This is a genomic window from Prosthecobacter sp. (assembly GCF_044226605.1).
Lineage (GTDB): Bacteria > Verrucomicrobiota > Verrucomicrobiia > Verrucomicrobiales > Verrucomicrobiaceae > Prosthecobacter.
Window position 1 is genome coordinate 55259 of sequence record NZ_JBGAGS010000016.1, and the last position, 19650, is coordinate 74908.

General features: G+C 61.5%; 17 protein-coding genes. 11 read left to right on the plus strand and 6 right to left on the minus strand.

Annotation, left to right across the window (positions count from 1 at the left end):
- Positions 1 to 38 precede the first annotated feature (38 nt).
- From ACILSO_RS21665 to ACILSO_RS21700, 8 genes are all read left to right on the plus strand, one after another.
- Positions 39 to 1103, plus strand: a complete 1065-nt coding sequence (locus ACILSO_RS21665) for a TraR/DksA family transcriptional regulator (protein ID WP_395739549.1) — start codon at positions 39 to 41, stop codon at positions 1101 to 1103.
- 23 nt (positions 1104 to 1126) lie between these two features.
- Positions 1127 to 1300, plus strand: a complete 174-nt coding sequence (gene rpmG / locus ACILSO_RS21670; protein WP_395739550.1) for a 50S ribosomal protein L33 — start codon at positions 1127 to 1129, stop codon at positions 1298 to 1300.
- Between the two features lie 19 nt (positions 1301 to 1319).
- Complete coding sequence (gene rpsR, locus ACILSO_RS21675) at positions 1320 to 1559, plus strand: 30S ribosomal protein S18 (protein ID WP_395739551.1); 240 nt, start codon at positions 1320 to 1322, stop codon at positions 1557 to 1559.
- A gap of 81 nt (positions 1560 to 1640) precedes the next feature.
- Complete coding sequence (gene folE2, locus ACILSO_RS21680) at positions 1641 to 2438, plus strand: GTP cyclohydrolase FolE2 (protein ID WP_395739552.1); 798 nt, start codon at positions 1641 to 1643, stop codon at positions 2436 to 2438.
- A gap of 202 nt (positions 2439 to 2640) precedes the next feature.
- Positions 2641 to 3681 (plus strand): L-threonylcarbamoyladenylate synthase, encoded by a 1041-nt coding sequence (locus ACILSO_RS21685; protein ID WP_395739553.1) that lies wholly within the window; start codon positions 2641 to 2643, stop codon positions 3679 to 3681.
- Positions 3682 to 3998: 317 nt separating this feature from the next.
- Entirely contained in the window at positions 3999 to 5642 is a 1644-nt protein-coding gene (murJ, locus tag ACILSO_RS21690) for a murein biosynthesis integral membrane protein MurJ (RefSeq protein ID WP_395739554.1), read from the plus strand.
- A 6-nt stretch (positions 5643 to 5648) separates the two neighbouring features.
- Positions 5649 to 6248, plus strand: coding sequence for a hypothetical protein (locus ACILSO_RS21695; protein ID WP_395739555.1), 600 nt, complete (start codon positions 5649 to 5651; stop codon positions 6246 to 6248).
- A gap of 425 nt (positions 6249 to 6673) precedes the next feature.
- On the plus strand, positions 6674 to 7792 hold the full coding sequence (locus ACILSO_RS21700) for a hypothetical protein (protein WP_395739556.1): 1119 nt from the start codon (positions 6674 to 6676) through the stop codon (positions 7790 to 7792).
- Positions 7793 to 8244: 452 nt separating this feature from the next.
- Here the strand turns inward: ACILSO_RS21700 and ACILSO_RS21705 are convergent, their stop codons facing one another.
- The 4 genes from ACILSO_RS21705 to ACILSO_RS21720 all read right to left on the minus strand — a co-directional run bounded on the left by ACILSO_RS21705 (position 8245) and on the right by ACILSO_RS21720 (position 13670).
- On the minus strand, positions 8245 to 9507 hold the full coding sequence (locus tag ACILSO_RS21705; protein WP_395739557.1) for a hypothetical protein: 1263 nt from the start codon (positions 9505 to 9507) through the stop codon (positions 8245 to 8247).
- A 244-nt stretch (positions 9508 to 9751) separates the two neighbouring features.
- Positions 9752 to 10540 carry a phosphodiester glycosidase family protein gene (locus tag ACILSO_RS21710; protein WP_395739558.1) on the minus strand — a complete coding sequence of 263 codons (789 nt, stop codon included), beginning with the start codon at positions 10538 to 10540 and terminating at the stop codon, positions 9752 to 9754.
- A 6-nt stretch (positions 10541 to 10546) separates the two neighbouring features.
- Positions 10547 to 12496: an alpha-1,4-glucan--maltose-1-phosphate maltosyltransferase gene (locus ACILSO_RS21715; protein WP_395739559.1), complete on the minus strand. Its 1950-nt coding sequence runs from the start codon at positions 12494 to 12496 to the stop codon at positions 10547 to 10549.
- 247 nt (positions 12497 to 12743) lie between these two features.
- Entirely contained in the window at positions 12744 to 13670 is a 927-nt protein-coding gene (locus ACILSO_RS21720; RefSeq protein ID WP_395739560.1) for a sugar phosphate isomerase/epimerase family protein, read from the minus strand.
- Between the two features lie 51 nt (positions 13671 to 13721).
- Here ACILSO_RS21720 and ACILSO_RS21725 point away from each other — a divergent pair, with 51 nt between their 5' ends.
- Positions 13722 to 14918: an alpha/beta hydrolase gene (locus ACILSO_RS21725; RefSeq protein ID WP_395739561.1), complete on the plus strand. Its 1197-nt coding sequence runs from the start codon at positions 13722 to 13724 to the stop codon at positions 14916 to 14918.
- Between the two features lie 339 nt (positions 14919 to 15257).
- Here ACILSO_RS21725 and fabF read toward each other — a convergent pair whose 3' ends face one another.
- On the minus strand, positions 15258 to 16502 hold the full coding sequence (gene fabF / locus ACILSO_RS21730; RefSeq protein WP_395739562.1) for a beta-ketoacyl-ACP synthase II: 1245 nt from the start codon (positions 16500 to 16502) through the stop codon (positions 15258 to 15260).
- Between the two features lie 128 nt (positions 16503 to 16630).
- Here fabF and ACILSO_RS21735 point away from each other — a divergent pair, with 128 nt between their 5' ends.
- Both ACILSO_RS21735 and ACILSO_RS21740 read left to right on the plus strand, forming a co-directional pair.
- The gene (locus ACILSO_RS21735; protein WP_395739563.1) at positions 16631 to 17254 is read left to right on the plus strand and encodes an outer membrane lipoprotein carrier protein LolA; all 624 of its coding nucleotides are present in this window, start codon (positions 16631 to 16633) and stop codon (positions 17252 to 17254) included.
- Between the two features lie 68 nt (positions 17255 to 17322).
- Positions 17323 to 18516: a hypothetical protein gene (locus ACILSO_RS21740; RefSeq protein WP_395739564.1), complete on the plus strand. Its 1194-nt coding sequence runs from the start codon at positions 17323 to 17325 to the stop codon at positions 18514 to 18516.
- A 215-nt stretch (positions 18517 to 18731) separates the two neighbouring features.
- Here the strand turns inward: ACILSO_RS21740 and ACILSO_RS21745 are convergent, their stop codons facing one another.
- Complete coding sequence (locus ACILSO_RS21745; RefSeq protein ID WP_395739565.1) at positions 18732 to 19616, minus strand: polyprenyl synthetase family protein; 885 nt, start codon at positions 19614 to 19616, stop codon at positions 18732 to 18734.
- Between the last annotated feature and the right edge of the window lie 34 nt (positions 19617 to 19650).

The following is a 19650-nucleotide window of genomic DNA, read 5'->3' on the forward strand; positions in this document are numbered from 1 at the left end:
GAGAGATGTCCCTCGACTAAACCAACACCGCCAAAGTCATGCCTGCGAAATCCAAGAAACCCGCAGTTAAGAAGTCCGCCTCCAAGCCCGCGAAAAAACTTCCGGTCAAAGCGGTGAAGTCGAAGTCAAAGCCAGCTCCCGCCAAAGCCGTCAAAACGGCCAAGAAACCCCTCCCAAAAAAAGCGGCGCCCTCAAAGCCCGCTCCTAAGAAACCCTCCCCCAAGCCTGTGAAGAAACCCGCTCCGAAAAAAGCCCCCGCCAAGCAGCCCGCCCCCGCAAAAAAAGCCGCCGCCAAGGCAGCACCCGCTTCAGCTCCCGCTAAAAAGTCCGCCGCTCCTGCCAAGGCGGAGAAACCCGCCGCCAAGGCCGCTCCAGCACCAGCACCAGCCCCCGCCCCTGCAAAAGCGGCCGCTCCTGCTCCAGCCCCGGCTCCGGCCCCCGCCCCTGCAAAGCCCGCCAAGCCCTCTTCCAAGACCGCTCCCGTGCCCCTGGCTCCCAAAGGCCGCATTTCCGGCTCCACCGCCGGCACCCCTCGCTCCCGCCTCAATCGTGAGGAAGAAGGCATCACCATCGAGATCGCCAAAGGCCCGGTCAAGATGACCCCCTTCCTCAAGAAGCAGAAGCAGCGCCTCGTCGAGCTTCGCGATGCCTACCTCAATTCCATCGAAGGCGTCGCCAGCGAGACCATCCGCAATGAAAATGGCGACTCCTCCGCTTTCGGCATGCATCAGGCAGACGCTGGCAGCGACGCTTATGACCGCGACTTCGCCCTCAGCCTCCTCGGCAAGGAGCAGGACGCCCTCTATGAGATCAATGAGGCCCTCAAGCGCATCGAGACCGGCACCTACGGCGTCTGCGAAGGCACCGGCACCCAGATTCCGGAAGAGCGCCTCGAGGCCATGCCCTTCGCCCGCTTCTCCGTCGCCTACCAGGAAAAGATCGAGCGCAGCCAGATGAGCGGCCGCTGGAGCCGCCCAGTCCACTCCCTCTTTGGCCTCGACAATGCAGACGACGCCGCCGACGACGACAAGGACGAAGATGACACCGCTCCGAGCTCTTCCAGCAACAACTCTGGCGAATCGCTTGACTTCTCCAAGGAATAACCTAGCCTCCGCGCCCCAAATTTATGCCGCGAGAAATCATCACCCTTGAATGCACCGAAGCGAAAGCCGCCGGTATGCCCCCCTCCCGCTACGTGACTACGCGGAATAAGAAGAGCGTCCGCACCCCCGGTCGTCTTGAGAAGGTGAAGTTCAATCCCTTCATGAAGAAGCGCACCCTTCACCGCGAAACCCGCTAATTTTTTACCCCAGACTGCCATGCAACCGAAGACCAAAGAACGCATGTCCAACTTCCGCCGCGCCAATCGCAAGATGCCGCGCCGCCGTGTGGACATCCCGGTGGAGAAGATCCTCTACACCAACCCCGAGCTGCTCGCCCGTTTCACCACGGAATCCGGCAAGCTCATCCCCCGCCGCATCACCGGTCTTCCTGCCTGGCTGCATCGCAAAGTCGTCCGTGAGATCAAGCGCTCCCGCGCTGTGAACCTCATGGCCTGATTTGCTCCGCCCCTGATGGGTTTCTTTTGATCCGCTTCCCACTGTTGCATCTTGCGGCAGTGGGAAGTTTCATTTCCAGCCATGTCCGCCCTTACCGACACTCAGAACGAACGCGATGAACGCCGCCTGCCCATCGACCGCGTCGGCGTGCGCAGCCTGCGCTTCCCGTTGAGCATCCGCGACCGCGACTCCGCCGTTCAGCACACCGTCGCCACCGTCTCACTCGCTGTTGATCTCCCGCATCACTTCAAAGGCACCCACATGAGCCGCTTTGTGGAGGTGCTTCATGCCCACGGCAAGGAGCTCACCGTCTCCAACATCGTCGCCATGCCGCGCGAGCTCATGAAAAAGCTCCACGCCGACAAAGCCCACGTGGAGATGAAGTTCCCCTATTTCCGCGCCAAAAAAGCCCCCGTCTCCGGCGCCGAAGGCCTGCTGGACTACGGCGTCATCTTTGAAGTAAACACCGACAAGGCCACCACCGACTTCGTCCTCACCGTCGAAGTCCCCGTCACCACCCTCTGCCCCTGCTCCAAGGCCATCAGCGCCCGCGGTGCGCACAATCAGCGCGGCACCGTCACCCTCGCCGTTCGCTTCAGCGACCCCGTCTGGATCGAAGACCTCCTTGAACTCGTCGAGTCCAGCGCCAGCAGCGAATTGTATAGCCTGCTCAAGCGCCCCGACGAAAAGCACGTCACCGAAGCCGCCTACGACAATCCCGTTTTCGTCGAAGACCTCGTGCGCAACATTGCCGTCAAGGCCAAGGCCCATCCCCGCATCACCTGGTTCCGCGTCGAGGCAGAAAACTACGAGTCCATCCACAATCACAACGCCTGGGCGATGATTGAAAGCGGGCCGGCTCCTTCGGCGAAGGCGTGAGATGTCTTCGTCCGTTCAACGAGTTTTCATGCGCCAAGAAATTGCAAACTGAGAACTGAAAATTGAAAACTGAAAATTAACCTGAGCCTAAACCGCTCGCGTTTCGCCACAACTCACCGCATCACCCCTCGCCTCTGGAACAATTTAAAATTTTCAGTTCTCAGTTCCCAGTTTTCAGTCCCTCTTCGCTCCCGCCATCCCCATGTCCTCCTACGTCACCGCCGTCCTTCCCACCGACCAGCCCCCGCTCATGCACCAGGCGGTCGAGGAAGCCGTGCGCCTGCTGCGCGAGGGCGAAGTCGTCGCCCTGCCCACGGAAACCGTCTATGGCCTCGCCGCCAATGCGCTCGATGCCGCCGCCGTGGCCAAAATCTTCGAGGCCAAGGAGCGCCCCACCTTTGATCCCCTCATCGTCCACCTCGCCAGCAAAGAGCAGATCGATCGTGTCGCAGACGTCCCACCGGAGATCGCCCCCACACTGAAGAAACTTGTCGAGCGCTTCTGGCCCGGCCCCCTCACCATCCTTCTGCCAAAGAAGCCCTGCGTCCCCGATCTCGTCACCGCCGGTCTGCCCACCGTCGCCGTGCGCGTCAGCTCCAATCCCTTTTTCCGCCGCGTCATCAGCGCGCTGGACAAGCCCCTCGCCGCTCCCAGCGCCAACCGCTTCGGCTCCATCAGCCCCACCTCCGCCAGCGCCGTGCTGGCCGAGTTGGACGGCCGCATCCACCTCATCGTCGATGCCGGCGCCTGCATGTTCGGCCTCGAGTCCACCATCATCAAGATCGAGCCCGGCAGCCCCAAGATGTTCATCGACATCGTCCGCCCCGGCCCCATCACGCCCGAAGATTTGAAAGCCTACGGCAAAGTGCGCCACGTCTCCCGCACCGTCGTCGATGAAGCCACCGCCGCCCCCGGCCAGCTCGCCTCTCACTACGCGCCGAAAACACCCCTCCGCCTCCTCGAGCGCCCCGAAGACTTCATCCCCGAAGAAGGCAAGCGCTACGCCCTCATGAGCTACCGCGGCGAAGAAAAAGACGGCTACCTCAATCTCTGCGACTGGGAGGAAGTCATGATGCTCAGCCCCGGCAACGGCAAGCTCCCCGAAGCCGCCGTCCGCTTCTTCTACGTCCTCCGCGCCCTCGACAAGCTCGGCGTCGATGAAATCATTGCAGAACCGTTGCATGAACACGGCATGGGAATCGCCATGATGGACAAGCTCCGCCGCGCCTCCCGCCGCCTGTAGCGCAACCGTCCCTCTCTTCAACAGCTTCGATGATTTCACGCCGCATCCTGGTTTCTGCCAAAAGGTCTGGCGCAAAACGAGCGCGACAGCGTCTTGGAGTGCGGTGGCAGAGATGCACGGCGCAAGCCTGCATCGGCGACACCGCCTTCGCGGGGTATCGCATCTCCTTCGGCCCATCACGCCGTTCGGCCTGCGAAAGCGGCGTGGCGCTACGCTTCCCGCCGCACTCCAAGACGCTCCGCTCCCCCGTTTACCCTGGAGTTTTGCAACCAACGCCAGCGTCTTGAATCACCCGCGCATCACTCATTTAAGCCCTCATGAATGAAACATCTCCATCAGGCTCAGTGACCGAAAAAAAGCCCGACGGCAACTCCCAGGCCCGCTCCACCGGCATCGTCTCCATCGCCATCCTCTGCAGCCGCGTCCTCGGCCTCGTCCGCGACCAGCTTCTCAATGGCTTCTTCGGCTCCGCCTTCACCGGCATCTTCACCGCCGCCTTCCGCACGCCCAACATGCTGCGCGATCTCTTCGCCGAAGGCGCCCTCTCCACCGCCTTCGTCACCACCTTCTCCAAAAAGATGAAGACCGAGGGCGACGAAGCCGCCTGGGTGCTCGGCCGCAAGATGATCTCCCTCTCCATGTGGTTCATGACCCTCGTCGCCATCGCCGGCGTCGCGCTCGCCCCCATCCTCTTCCGGATTCTCACTCCCGGCCTGAGCGAGGAGGCCAAGGTCCTCGGCACCTGGCTCGCCCAGATCATGTACCCCTTCATCGCTCTCGTCTCCGTCACCGCGCTGGTCATGGGCATGCTGAACTCCAAGAAAGTCTTCTTCATCCCCGCCGTCGCCTCCGCCTTCTTCAATCTCGGCTGCATCGTCGGTGGCGTCGTCCTCGCCTGGATCATCGATCCCGGCTTCCGCCATGGTCACGTCAGCGAGAAAGGCCTCACCGGATTCGCCATCGGCACTCTCATCGGCGGCGTCCTTCAGCTCGCCGTTCAGCTCCCATCGCTCCACCGTGTCGGCTTTCGCTTCCGCTTTGACTTCGGCTGCAAAGACCCCGCCGTGAAGGAAGTGCTGCACCTCATGTGGCCCTCCATGCTCGCCGCCAGCGGCACCCAGGTCGCTGTCCTGCTCAACTCCATCTTCGCCTCCTTCACCGCAGGCCATGAAAAATCCCTCGCCTGGCTCGCCAATGCCCAGCGCTTGCAGCAGCTCCCGCTCGGCCTCTTCGGCGTCGCCGTCGCCACCGTCACGCTGCCCATGCTCTCACGCCTCGCCACCGAGGGCATGACGCCCGCCTTCCGCGGTGCCCTCGCCAAAGGCCTGCGCCTCGTGCTCTTCCTCACGCTGCCCTGCGCCGTCGGCCTCACACTCCTCTCGCAGGAGATCATCTCCGTCATTTTCGAGCACGGAAAATTCACCGCCGCAGATGTGCAAAACACCGCAGCCCCGCTCCAGGCCTACGCCTTCGGCCTCATCTTCTACGCCGCCATCAAAGTCCTGCAGCCTGCCTTCTACACCATCAATCGCCGCTTCATTCCCATGGTCGTCAGCATTGGCGTCATCGTCTTCACCGCCACGGTGAACTCCATCACCGTCTTCGTCTTCCACTGGGACCACACCGCCCTCGCCTGGGCCACCGCCGTCGGCCTCTCGCTCAATTTCCTCACCCTCTACCTCTGCATGCGCAAGTTCGCCTCCGGCCTCGAAACACACTCGCTCATTCAGTCGCTGCTGCGTCTCATCATCGGCGTGCTCGTCATGTCCGCCGTCTGCCTGCTGGCCAAATTCACCATCATGTCCGGCTGGTCCCACCTGAACTTCCTGCTGCGCTGCGCCGCTCTTGCCGCCAGCATTGCCGCCGCCGCCATCGCCTATTTCACCGTCACCAAAAAACTCAAGGTCGAGGAATCCGGCGAATTTCTTTCGTTGCTAGGCCGCCGCTTTGGCAAAAGGTAGGCACCCATGCCGCTCCAACGCTTCTGGCTCCAGATCGCCGCCTTTCTCGCCCTCGTCTGGGCCGGCGTTGGCATCGTCATGTGGTCCACCGAGGACTATGTGTTCTCATCGGAAAAGACCCTCGCCCTCATGGAGAACGCCCCGTGGCTCGCCGATGAGAAACTCGCAGAGTCCAAACGCCAGGCCTACCTCGACAAGGTCATCGCCGCTTACCTAAAGCTCGACTTCAACCAGCGCAATGACATGCGCGAAGACGGCCTCGAAATCATGGAGCGCTTTTCCAAATCGCTCACCTTCGAAGAAAAGAGCGACTACGTAAACCGCACCGTCGGAGAAAACTTCAAGGCCGTCATGAAAGGCCTCGAAAAACTTCCCCCCGAAGACCGCCGCCGCCTCGCCGGCACCATCCAGCGCGAGATGAAAAAGAAGGCCGGCAAAGATTCTGAAATCCAGCTCCTGCTCGATCAGACGCCCGCCGATTTTGAAAAAAGCCTCATCAAAGACGCAGGCCTCTTCTTCAAAGAAGCCCCCCTCTCCGCCAAACTCGAAATGGCCCCCATGTTCGAAGCCATGCAAGGCCGCATGCAAGGCATGCGCATGCGCTAGCGTGTTTGAAAACCTGGGAATACAGCCAACGTCCATGTTCCCGCACAGCGCAGCGCTCCGGGCGTAGGTTGGGTGTGTTTGGCGTCGAAGGCGTTTCAATACTCCCCAACATCCTCCGCCAAACCACCCGACTGCGAGTACGTCCGTACGCCATGAGGCCTGCCGCACGCCGGCAGCCTCCCCTGGGAGCGCGGCACTCCGATGCCGCTGCGCTCCGCTCTCGCACGACGCTCCGCACCTGCCCATGAAGACCTGTTCCTACAACCTTGAGCAGCCATTGGGGATGTCCCCATCTCCCTCCGGCAATTCACAATTCCCAGTTTTCAGTTCTCAGTTTACAATTCAATCGCAATCGCCTCCCACACCGGCCCCCGCCTCGCTCTACAGCATTGCCACCCGCCCGCGCCCCTGATATTCCTCCATTAATGTTTCTAAAAAAACTCTTCGGAAAATCAGAGCCCGCCAGCAAACCTCTCCCCATCCCTCCCGGCGCTCCCTACACCGCTCGCGTCGCCACCTTCTGGGAATGGTTCGCCACCAACGCCACCGCCCTCGATGCCATGATGGATCATCGGGACCAGACCGCTCTGGTGGATCTCATGAACCGCACCGTGGACGTCCTCACACCCGAGCGCCTGGACTGGTGCTTCGAGCCAGGCGCCAATGGTGCCAAGCACAGCTTCGTGCTCACCTCCGCAGGCAATCCCCATCGCCGCCAGCTCGTGGACTACTGGCTTGAGCAAGCCCCCGCCATCCCCGGCTGGTCCTTTTTCGCCGCCAAACAGCCCGTCCCGGAACTGGAGACCTTCAAGATCAACACCGGCGGCTTCTCCATCGCGGCCACCGAGACCTGGGTCTCTCCCGAGTTCGATGAAGACGAAGAAAAATTCCGCCTCTGGCTTTGGCACCCCGCCTTCGCCTCCATGCCCCAGCAGGCCAGCACCATCGGCTTTCTCATGCTCGATGCCGTGCTGGGCGAGGATGTCGCCTCCACCTTCGTCGGCGGTTTGGCCACGAGAAACGACCGCCTGCAAACCGCCATGCCGCTCACCGAGCTGCGCGAGTTCATCCACGCGGAGGTGGCTCAGCGCGGCTGGCAGAACCGCGTCGGCGCGCAGCGGATCGTCCGCGCAGAAATCCCCGAGGTTCCCGCGCCTCCCTACGACATCGGCCAGTTCGTCACCGGCCTGCCCGACATCATCTCCGAGATGCTCGGAGACAGTCTCGATGAGCACGATCCCTTGGAACAATCCGGAGCCGCCTACTACTTCATCCGCATCCTCCACGGCGGCAGTGTCGGCGACGAAATGAAAGCCTTCCGCGACACCCTCGACAACGTGCTCGCTACATCCGGCGCGGGCCACCGCGTCGGCTTCGGCGTCGGTCCCGAAGCCTGCTTCTACTTCGTCACCGCCTTCGATCCCGCCGCCATTCTCCCGCTGCTTCTCGACCTCCTCGTCCAGCACCACGCCCCTCGCGGCTCCGCCATCTACCCCTGCTCCCGCGCCTACGGCACCGGCCCCATCCTCCCCGCCCTAAAGTAGCCTTGTTCCTGCAGAACAAGGACCACCTCCGCCACACCCACGCCCCCCGGTAGTCCGGTAAAAGTAGCCCAGTTGCGCCGCAACTGGACCGTCCACATCGCCCGGCTACCACTTAATACCACGATCTACGGGAAGAAGTTCAAGGCATTCCCACTGCGGGCGCCCTGCTTCACAGTTTCCAAGAAATCCGAGCCTCCACTTTCTCCTCGGATCGCCTCTCTTACATCCTTTCGCCCCCGCATCACACTAGCCCCAAAGGGGCGACCTAGCGTAGCCCAGGGCAAAGCGAGCCTAAGCGAGCGCCGCCCTGGGTCCTCATTCATCCGACAGAGAAGCAAACCCAAAACCCCGCCACACCCTTGAGGTGCCAGCAGCGTCTGCATGGCGCTTCGCCGCATGCCGCCTCCTCTGAAGTCGCGGTCCCATACGAGCACCCCACCCCGCCGCCACCCTCACTTCTTCCACCCCATCGGCTGCGTCCACGCCATCTGCATCTGCCCTGGAAACGAAGGCTTCTCATACGGCTTCGAAGACGTGATCACCGCACGGAAATACAGCTCCTTGCCGCTCGGCTTCCATACAATCTCCTCGCCCTCGATCGTTGCCAGCGTCTTGCCGATGTCATCCGAGTACAGCAGCCGTGGCGGGTGCAGATCCCCCGCCACCGGCGGAGCCGGGCGCGTCGTCGCATCATAGCCCGGCAGCGTGCCGCGGATCTCCGTGCGGTACGTCACCCCCGGCTCTCCATGAATACGAATGCGCAGTTCCCCATCCTTGAAGCTCACATCATCCAGCGTCACCCCAGACGAAGCATAAAAATCCCCCGCCTTCATCGCCTTCACGATCTCAGCCGGATCCAGACTCGCCGCACGCACCATCACCCAGCCACGCCCCGGTCCGTTCTCCTCGCCATGGTATTTGTGCGAGTCATCCGTCCCCACTCCATACAGCGGTGGCGCTTTGTATTCGGTGATGCGCAGTGTGTTCGCCACATCCCAGATCTTCTCATGCCCCATGCGTGAGGCGTCGCCCGGGTAGTTGATCGTCGGGTGCCCGTTGTAGATCTCCCAGAACTGATCCTCCACCACGGCCGCCAGATCCTCTGCCGAAAGCGCCCAGCGGAAGTTCGGATGATTCACATGCGAGAGCATCGGCACTCCCAGCCGCTTCGCCTGCTCGTTCACCAGCTGCAGATTCGCCCGGATGACTTCCGGAATCGTCGCCAGGTCCTTCACCGGCGCGATCTCCTCCTGCAAATTCACCGCATTCAGATGGATCGGCAGCTTGCCAATCCCCGCCGTGATCTCCTCCGCCTGGATGATCAAAAACTTCCCCGGCTCCTCAAACTTCGGCCGGTACTCCTCCAGCTTCTTCAGCCGCACCTCCGTCACGCCATCCTTCTCACGCGTCGTCACCCACTCCTTGCCAAAGCGTTCCAGGTACTTATCCACCGTCGTCTTGCCCAGCACCCGCCGCCGTTTCTCGATCGCCGGCACGCTCATCCACACCTCCTTTGCCTGCAGCACATTGTGGTCAGAGATCGCCAGGAAATCATAGCCATGCTGCTTGTACCAGTCCGTGATCATGTCGGGGAAATCATTCCCATCGCTCCACAGCGAATGCGTATGCGTGTTCCCCTTGTACCACTTCGCCTGCTGGGCAGAAGCCGTTGAGATCAATCCGAGGGCAAGAAGGCAGAAAAGGCTGGTTCGCATCCATTCCGAACGCAGCAAACCATCAACTTCTCACTGGGAATTTCGCTATGCGCGCCTGCGTCGTGGAGTGCGGTGGCAGAGAGGCAAGGGCAGGGCACTTGCCTCGGCGACACCGCTTTCGCAAGCTATTGAATCTTCTTCGTCCTGAACCCGCCGTCCTGCCTGCGAGACGGCCTCGCACTGGGGCTTGACGCACGCACTCCTGAACTCTTCGCGCTCACGCTGGCACCACGCCCGCCTCCTCTCACTTCCCACCCCTCGGCACCACCACGATCGCATTCCGCACCGTCCAGCCCGGCTTCTCAAACTGCTCGCGTCCATCCTCACTTCGGCACCACAATCCGCTCGAAGGTCCCCCGTCCAGATTCAGCGCCCGCTGCACCTTCATCTCCGTGATGATCCCCGGTGTCAGTAGAATCTGCGCCAGTTCCCGCAATCCGACCCTGTGGCAAACTCCGATCCCCCAGCGCCCCGCTCCATCACTCAAAAGAAACGTGCGGTGATTTCGCTGATCCTGCCCTTGCATCAGCAGTGGCGCCATGTGCCCCTGATCAATCAGCCACGGACTGCACTGCACAAACTCCGCAATGTCAGCCGCATCCTGAAACTCCTTTTCCAGCACCAGCGAGGCCTTGCCCTGCCGCACCATCAGCGCACCTACCCAGCCGCCGTCTTTCTGAAATTCATCCTCGCGTTTCCCTCCGGAGATCTCCAGCCCCACCGGCTTCAGCGTATCCACATGAAAGTAGCCGCCATTGCACACCGCCAGCGCCTTCGCATCCGCGCCAATCTCATTCAGCGGCCTCGCCATCGCGCGCACTCCATTCACCGCCACCTGCATGCCGCAGTGCTTGTCATCAAAGAACACCACCCGCAGCTCTGCCTTCGTCGGGCCGCTGAGCGTCTTGATCACAAACACTGCCCCGCTTCCCAGCGCCGCCGCCTTCGACGAAGCCTCCACCCGCCACGAAGGCGTCTGCCCTGCCAGCAAAAGTGCCAGCAGGGCCAGGAGCAGCTTCTCACGGCATTTCATGGCGCATCACTGCTCCACGCGGAAAAGGTGCATCGACATGCCATTCGGGTGCAGCGCCACGTAGTTGTCCGCGCCGCTCCACTCATAAGTCTGGTTGTGCATCAGATCCGTCACCTTGAACGGCCGGCTGCCATCCAGTCCCAGCGCTCCAAGATCCAGATGCACCATGCCGATTGCCGGCTGCTGCGCATCATGGCTGATCACACACAGCATCCGGTTGCTGTAGTCCGGTGTCACCTTGCTGTAGCACAGCATCTGCGGGTGGTCCGCACCGTGGAAGCTCAGGTTGTCATACAAATGCAGCGCCGGATTATCCCTGCGTATCAGGTTCAGCGTGCGGATGAATGACGTGATGTTCCCCGGCTGGTTGTAGTCACGCTGCTTCAGCTCGTACTTCTCGCTGTTGTCATACTCTTCCTTGCCCGGGTACGGATCATTCTCACAGAGCTCGTAGCCGGAATACATCCCCCAGCAGGAGGAGAGCGTGGCCGCCAGCGCCGCGCGGATGCGGAACATCTGCGCATTCGCATTCTGCAGATGTCCCGGCAGGATGTCCGGCGTGTTCGGCCAGAAGTTCGCCCGGTAATACCAGCGCATGTCAGTTCGTGTCAGCTCGGTCGCGTACTCCGTCAGCGACTGCTTGTCCTCACGCCACGTGAAGTACGTGTAGCTCTGCGTGAATCCCACCTTGCCCAGCACCCGCATCATCTTCGGCTTGGTAAAGGCCTCCGCTAGGAACAGCACGTCCGGGTCCTTGCGCTGGATCGTGCCGATCAGCTCCTCCCAGAATGCCACCGGCTTCGTGTGCGGATTGTCCACGCGGAAAATCTTCACTCCGCGGTCCACCCAGAACTGCACCACCTCGATCAGCTCCTTCCACAGGTTGCGCCAGTCATCACAGTGGAAGTTCAGCGGGTAGATGTCCTGGTACTTCTTCGGCGGATTCTCCGCATAGCGGATGCTGCCATCCGGCCGCTTGTAAAACCACTCCGGATGATCCTTCACATACGGATGATCCGGCGAGCAGTTCAGCGCAAAATCCAGCGCGATCTCCAGCCCCCGCTTCTTCGCCTCCTTCACCAGCCACACAAAATCCTTCTCCGTGCCCAGCGCCGGCTCGATGTTGTAATGCCCGCCCGTCGGCCCGCCAATCGCCCACGGACTCCCCACGTCGCCCTCCTTCGCCGTCAGCGTATTGTTCTTGCCCTTGCGCGCCGTCACACCGATCGGATGAATCGGCGGAAAATAGATCACATCAAAGCCCATGTGCGCCGCATGGTCCAGACGACCCAGGCAGTCGCGGAAGGTTGAGTGCTTGTCACTCCGTCCCTCAGCACCGCGCGGAAAAAATTCATACCATGCCGAGAAGCGCGCACGCTCACGCTCCGCCGTCGCCTTGAGCGTGTCCGAAGTCGTCGACTGCGTGCGGTCCGGATACTGGTCCATCAGGCTCTGCATCTCGTCTGACAGCAGCACATCCATGATGTCCGCGGCCTTCATCGAGGTCAGCAGATCCGCGAAATCTTCCAGCTGCGTCCCTGCCGCCGGCACACCTGCCGCACGCGCACGTTTGCCCGCTTCGCGCAGCAGTCGCGCACCTTCCTGCGCTTCCACCGGCACATCCGGGTCCTTCGCCTGCACCCGCACCGCAAACGTCTTTTTCCACGAGCGGAACGTGTCACCCCACGCCTCCACCACATACTCCCAGCGTCCTGCCTTGGAAAAGCTGCACTGCCCCTGCCAGCGGTCATTTTCCACCAGCTTCATCGGCGCCTCAAACCACCTTCTCGACCCCGTCAGCCTCCACCGCAGCACCGCGCTCATCACATCATGTCCGTCCTTGAAAATATCACACCACACATCCAGCGGCTCATCAATCACCCGCTTCACCGGATGCCGCCCGCCATCCAGGCAGGGATAAAAATTCTCAATGACAACAGTAGGTGCGTAAGACATGGCAGGGAAGGGGGGGGTTACGATTGTTGACGGTTGTTTACAGTCGTTGACGGTAGTTTTCAAAGACCTTCCACTTCGCAGATCATACGGAGTTACGCGGGCACGCGCCTTCCCTGAGGGCGGAAACCCCAGGATGAACACCCCGTTGTCATCGAATACCCTGTCCTTTAGGTTGTTTCTGTCCTTTTTGTCCTTCAGACCGACCCTCTGCTCAACTTCATGCGCAAAGCTTGAGAAGCCCGCAAACTCACGCCAGCAGCGGCCTCAGCATGTCACAAATCTCCGGCACCCTCACAAACGGATCTTCCTTCGTCTCAAATTCCAGCGTGAACCACCCCTGATAATTCGCATCACGCATGATCTTGATCACACGCTTCACATCACTCGGCTCGCTCACGCCTTTCGCAGCGCCCTTGCGGCTGATCTCCATCTTCAGCTGCACGTTGACCGCATACGGCGCGATCTTCTCCAGATCCGCATACGGATCCTCCGTGTGGAAGTTTCCGCTGTCCAGATTGATCCCCGCCCACGGACTTTTCGCCGCCTTCACCATCTTAATGAGGTTCTCCGGCTCAGCCACAATCCCACCGTGATTTTCCAGGCCAAGAAACACACCCTTCTTCGCCGCATAATCCAGACACTCCTGATACGACTCCAGACAGTTCGCCACCGCCTGCTCCTCGCTCAGATCCTTCGGCTGCGGTCCCGCAAACACGCGGATGTGCGGCGCGCCCATGATCGCCGAGTAGTCGATCCACTTCTTCGTGTAAGCGATCTGCTCGCTCAGCTTCTCCCCCTTCGGCAGCGCAAAGTTGTTGCCCACTGCGGTGCCTGCCAGCTGCACACCACGCAGATACGCCCGGCGCTTCACCTCCAGCAGGAAGGCCTCATCCACATCCTTCGGGAAAAAGTAGCTCGTCACCTCCGCGCCCGGCACATTGTGATCACCGCACCAGTCGATGAAATCCAGAATGCTCCACTGCGCCTTGCCCTCCTTCGGCTTCTGCTCCTTGTCACGCATCCACTGGAAATACTCACGGAAGCTGTACGCCGCGACCCCCAGCTGCATGCGGCTCTTCCCCGGCCTCTTGATCGGCTCAATGGCAGGCACAGGAAGAGTGGAGACGCTGAGCGCGCCCAGACTGGTGGAAAGAAAATGACGGCGTGAGATCATGGCAGATGAAAGAACGGTTGAAGTGGACAGGATTAACAAGATTCCCACCCCATGAACAAGCTTTCTCTTTTCGTTGCCGCCCTCTTTTTCACCTCGCTGGCACAAGCCGAGCCCACCAAAGTCCGCCTCTGGCCCGAAGGCGCACCCGGCGCCAAAGGCACTGAAGATAAAGACCAGCCCTTCATCAATGTCTGGCCCGCAGCCAAGGACAAGGCCAATGGCGCCGCCTTCGTCGTCTGCCCCGGTGGCGGTTACGGCGGCCTCGCCGCGGATCACGAAGGCATCCAGGTCGCCAAATGGTTCAATGGCCTCGGCGTCTCCGCCTTCGTGCTGCACTACCGCCTCGGCAGCCAGGGCTACCATTTCCCCACGCAGCTCATCGATGTCCAGCGCGCCATCCGCCACGTGCGCGCCAATGCCAAAGAATACGGCATCGACCCCAACCGTATCGGCATCATCGGCTTCTCCGCCGGCGGCCACCTCACCTCCATGGCCGCCACCATGTTCGATGAAAAACCCGCAGGTGCCACCAATGACGCCATCGATCAGGTCAGCGCCCGCCCCGACGTCGCCGCGCCCACTTATCCCGTCATCTCCATGATCGAGGCCTTCGGCCACAAAGGCTCCCGCAAAAACCTCCTCGGCCCGAACGACAATGACGAACTCGCCAGGCACGTCAGCACCGAGACTCGCGTCACCGCCAACACCCCGCCCACCTTCATCTTCCAGACCGATGAAGACACCGTCGTCCCCGCCGAAAACGCCGTCGCCTTCTACCTCGCCTGCCGCAAAAACAAAGTCCCCGCCGAGCTCCACATCTACCGCCCCGGCCCCCACGGCGTCGGCCTCTTCCTTGGCGATCCCGTCCTCGGCACCTGGTCCATGCATCTGCGCGACTGGCTCCGCAATCAAGGCTTCCTCAAGCCCATGAAACGCACCGCCATCAACGGCAAAGTCACCATCAATGGCAAGCCCGTCAGCTGGGGCAGCGTCATCTTTTCACCCGAAGATCCCTCCGCTCCCGTCGCCTGCGCCCGCGTCAACGGCGGCAAATTCAAGCTCGATGAAAAATCCGGCCCCATCATCGGCAAAGTCAAACTCACCGTAAGCTACAGCGCCGCCGACGTCCCCGGCCTCGAAACCGCCGACGGCACCGTCACCACCAAAGAACAGAAACCCGGCGCAGGCGACTGGACCCTCGACGTCCCCGAAGGCGCCAAAGACCTCGAACTCTCGCTCACCCGCTGAGCCGCCTCCGGTACAGTACCCATCTCGCTCCGCGAGATGCACCCAGCGCCACCATTCCCGCACGCCGTGCGCAAGCATCCGTATAGAAGGGCCACGCCCCCTTAAAACGACTCAATGTCTGTACCAGAAGAGCCCCCTGCAGCCGCTCCGGCAGGAGTGGGATCATCCTGATCCCACACGCTCTCCCTCTGACCACCGTTCCCAAACGAGAGGACCACGATGCTCCCCGTCTGAGTTCAGCACCCCGCGCCGCCCCATCGCCTCCCCCACACCCAAAAAGAAAGACGGGCGGGCTCTCGCCACACCCGTCCATCAAATCTCGGAGACGATCAGCCCTGCTTAATACTTCGTGATCAGCAGCGCCGCATTGTGCCCGCCAAAGCCGAAGCTGTTGCTCAGCACCGCGTTCACCTTCGCAGGCCGCGCCGTGTTCGGCACGATGTCCACGTCCACTTCAGGATCCAGATTCTCCACGTTGATCGTCGGCGGCACCACCTGGTCCTTGATCGCATAGATCGAAGCAATCAGCTCCACTCCACCCGCAGCACCCAGCAGGTGACCTGTCATCGACTTCGTTCCAGACACCAGCAGTCCGTTCTTGGCATAGTCGCCAAACACACGCTTGATCGCACGCAGCTCGCACAAATCACCCACCGGTGTCGAGGTCGCATGAGCGTTGATGTACTGCACATCGGTCGGATTCAGCTTGGCATGGCGCAGCGCCATCTCCATGCACTTCGCCGCGCCCAGACCTTCCGGATGCGGAGATGTCAGGTGATACGCATCTGCCGTCGCGCCGTAGCCCGCCAGTTCGGCATAAATCGTCGCGCCGCGCTTCTTGGCGTGCTCGAGTTCCTCGATCACCACCACGCCCGCGCCTTCGCCCATCACAAATCCATCACGGTCCTTGTCCCACGGGCGTGACGCACGCTCCGGGTCATCGTTGCGCAGGCTCAGCGCCCTCATGTTCGCAAATCCCGCCAGGCCGCTAGGGCGGATGGACGCCTCCGCACCACCGGCGATCATCACGTCCGCATCACCAAATTTGATCATCCGCCATGCTTCCCCGATGTTGTTGTTGGAAGTCGCGCACGCAGTCACGATCACCATGTTCGGTCCCATGAAGCCGTATTCCGCCGCGATCATCCCGCTGGCGATGTTCGTGATCATCATCGGGATCAGGAAAGGGGACACGCGGTTCGGTCCCTTGTTCAGCAGGATCTCATACTGCGTTTCCAGCGTGCCCAGGCCGCCGATGCCGCTGCCCACCATCACGCCCACCCGGTGCGGGTCCAGGCTGTCAGGGTTCAGGCCCGCGTCCTTGGCCGCCATCTTCGAGGCCGCCATCGCAAACTGAAAGTACCGGTCCGCGCGCCGCGCGTCCTTGTGGTTGTTATAGAAGCTGGTCGGATCAAAGTCCACCACCTCACCCGCGATCTTGCAGTCGTACTTTTCCGTATCCATGGACTGGATGCGGCGGATGCCGCTCTTGCCTGCCTGGATGTTCTTCCAAAAGTCATCCTTGGTATTGCCGACCGGGGAAACGACTCCCATGCCGGTGATGACGACGCGACGCTCGCTCATGTGTGTAAATTAGGGGTTGGTTCGAAAGGTCAGAGAACACGGTTTGCACGGGGGGGCAAGGGAAATCATGCCCCGCGAAATGCTTGAGACTCCGGCCATTTGGGTGTCTGGCTTGCCTTGTGATTCGTTTGTCCGCACTACTTCTCGCCGCCTCCTGCCTTGCCCTGCCCGTGCTTGCAGCACCAGACCCCGCCGCCATCCCTCCTGTCATGCAGCAGTGGATGACCGCGCAAAAGGACATCGGCAGCATCAAAGTCCCCTTCCAGCAGACCCGCACCACCCCTGCGCTCAAAGATCCCGTCAGCACCGCCGGCTGCTTCTGGCGCATGGCAGACGGCCGCTTCCGCCTGGAGCTGGGCTCTCCCGCCACCACCACTCTCATCTTCGACAAAGAAACCGTCCGCCTCAAGGAAAGCGCCTCCTCCCCATGGCAGTCCCTCAAGCCGGACGACAGCCGCGTCCGCATGTGGATGAAATTTCTCAGCGGCCGGGAGATGGACACCGCCTCCCTCACCAGCAACTTCGCTCTCAAAATCACCCAGCAGGAGAAAGATTTCGTCACCGTGGCCATGGTGCCCCGCCCCCTCCTGATCAAGAAATACCTCCGCCAGCTCGACATGCAGATTCAACCCGGCGGCGGTCGCCTCCTCGGCTTCCGCGTCGTGCAGGGAGACGGTTCCACCCTCCTGCTGCATTTTGGCCCTCCTGAGAAGATCCCGGGAGATCTCCCCCAACTGTTTCAGTCTCAATAGGTTAAACGCCTGCTAAATTTAGCACAAGAAATAAAGGGTTGCCCCGTTATGACCGGAACAATCGCTTTATGGATCCAGCAGAAGACACTCACGAGTCAGTCGATGGATCATCGTCTGAGCCTGCCATTGCGCCAGTTTTTATCCCTGCGCCCGAGAAGCAGCCCAATGCCTTCATCCGCCGCTGGCGCTCCATCGGCGGCGGTTCGCTCACACTGAGCATCGCCATCCACGCAGGCCTCCTCGCCCTCGCAGGCTTCGTCGTCTTTGCCTCCCAGGCCTTTGACAAGCAGGTGGACTTCCTCCCCGGCGGCGGCACCCAGCAGGGGGCTGAGGCCTCGGCGGAGCTCGCCCACAAGGTGCAGCTGAAGCGGCAGCAGAAGCTGCAAAAGTCCCAGCCCAAGCAGCGCCTCGTCTCCACCAGCATCAATGCCACCCTCACTCTGCCTGAGGCCCCGCCAGATGTGCTCGAGCTCCCAGACATCGCCTCCATGGCAGATGGCGGCAAGCTCGGCAGCGGCGGCTTCGGCATTGCCGGCTCCGGCGGCGGCTTTGGCTCCGGCACCGGCATGGGCGCCATGTCCGGCCGCACCTTCAAGCCCCTCATGATGTTCGGCAAGGAGCTCAAGGACACCCGCAAAATGGCCGTCGTCATGGACGTCTCCCGCTCCATGACCAAGTTCCTCCCCCTCGTCACCAAGGAGCTCGACAAAGTCGCCTTCGGCAGCCCCCTCGTCCTTTACTTCGGCTGCGGCCTCATGCCCCCTCCCAAACAGCTCGATGACGAAATCAACCCCGTCAGCAGCGACAAATTCCGCGCCTTCTGGCAGGCCTGGGAAGGCAAGACCTCCCTCAAGCTCTCCGCCGAAGAACGCAAAAACATCAGATACGACCCCGCCAAGCCTATGCCCCTGGAGTCCATCTTTGACCTCATGACCAACCGCCGCAACACCTGGTTCGTCGAGTTCAACGGCATCACCTACGCCTCCACCGCCCTCATGTCCAAGGAGGTCATGGAAGCCGACACCATCTACTGGTTCGCCGATTTCATGGACAAAGTGGACTCCGACCAGATGAAGCTCATCCTCAAGACCCTCAAAAAGCGCAAACAAAAGCTCTACATCCACGCCTCCCGCGAAGGCCGCTCCTTTGCCCAGGTTCGCGACGAACTCGTCATCCCCTCCGGCGGCGAAGTCATCAGCCCCACCGCCGAAAGCGCGGAACCTCCGAAGAAAAAAGAAAAGGACAAAGTCGCCGCCCAATAACCCTCCTCCGTGGGATGCGTGTGGCGACAGTCCTTTAAAACAGGGCTGGCCAAACGGTGCAAAGACTCACAGGGCATCGCGAGGACGCCAGTAAAGTGGTCCGCACCTGCGCAGCCCCCGAAGGGAATCCTCTGTGCGGCTCCCCCTACAACACCCCAAGCCTCCGCCTGACCTGACCCTTCACCAGTGCATGGTCGCGTCCTCTTCCCGGCCCCTCAATAATCCCTGCTCAAAAGATAATCCGCCAGCTGCCTCAGCCGCGCCCCGTTCTCCCCAAACACATCCAGCGCCCGATGAGACACCTCCGTCAGCCTGTGTGCTTCCGCGCGTGACGCCTCCAGCCCCATCAGCGCCGGGTACGTGCTCTTCTCCGCCGCCACATCCTTGCCCGCACTCTTCCCCAGCTTCTCGCTCGTCTGCGTCACATCCAGGATGTCATCGATGATCTGAAACGCCAGCCCCGTCGCCATGCCAAACTCGTGCAGGCCCTTCATCTGTTCTGCGCTCGCATTCGCGCTCATGCCACCCAGCTTCACGCTCGTCGTCAGCAGCGCAGCCGTCTTGCCTTCATGAATGAAGCGCAGATCCTCCAGCCCCAGCTTCTTGCCCTCGCCCTCCAGATCCGCCACCTGACCGCCCACCAGGTGCAGGCTCCCCGCCGTGCGCGCCAGTTCCAGCACCATCACCTCGGTCGGGTGCCGCGCCGCCATCGGCGTCTTCGTCACCAGTTCAAACGCCAGCGCCTGCAGCGCGTCGCCCGCCAGCAGTGCCATCGCCTCGCCAAACACCTTGTGGCACGTCGGCACCCCGCGGCGCATGTCATCGTCATCCATGCACGGCAGGTCATCATGGATCAGCGAGTACGTGTGCAGGCACTCCACCGCGCAGGCATTGTAGATCGCATCCTCCGCCCTGCCTCCGCAGGCCTCAGCCGCCGCCAGGCACAGGATCGGCCTCAGCCGCTTCCCGCCTGCAAACATGCTGTGCCTCATCGCCCGGTGCAGCGTTTGCGGCCGCGTCTCCGCGTTCGGGATCAGACGGTTCAGCGCCGCATCCACATACTGGCAGCGCTCGGAGAGGTGTTCTTTGAGGTCGGACATGACACTCACTTTCAAGCCCCGACTGCTCCCCACT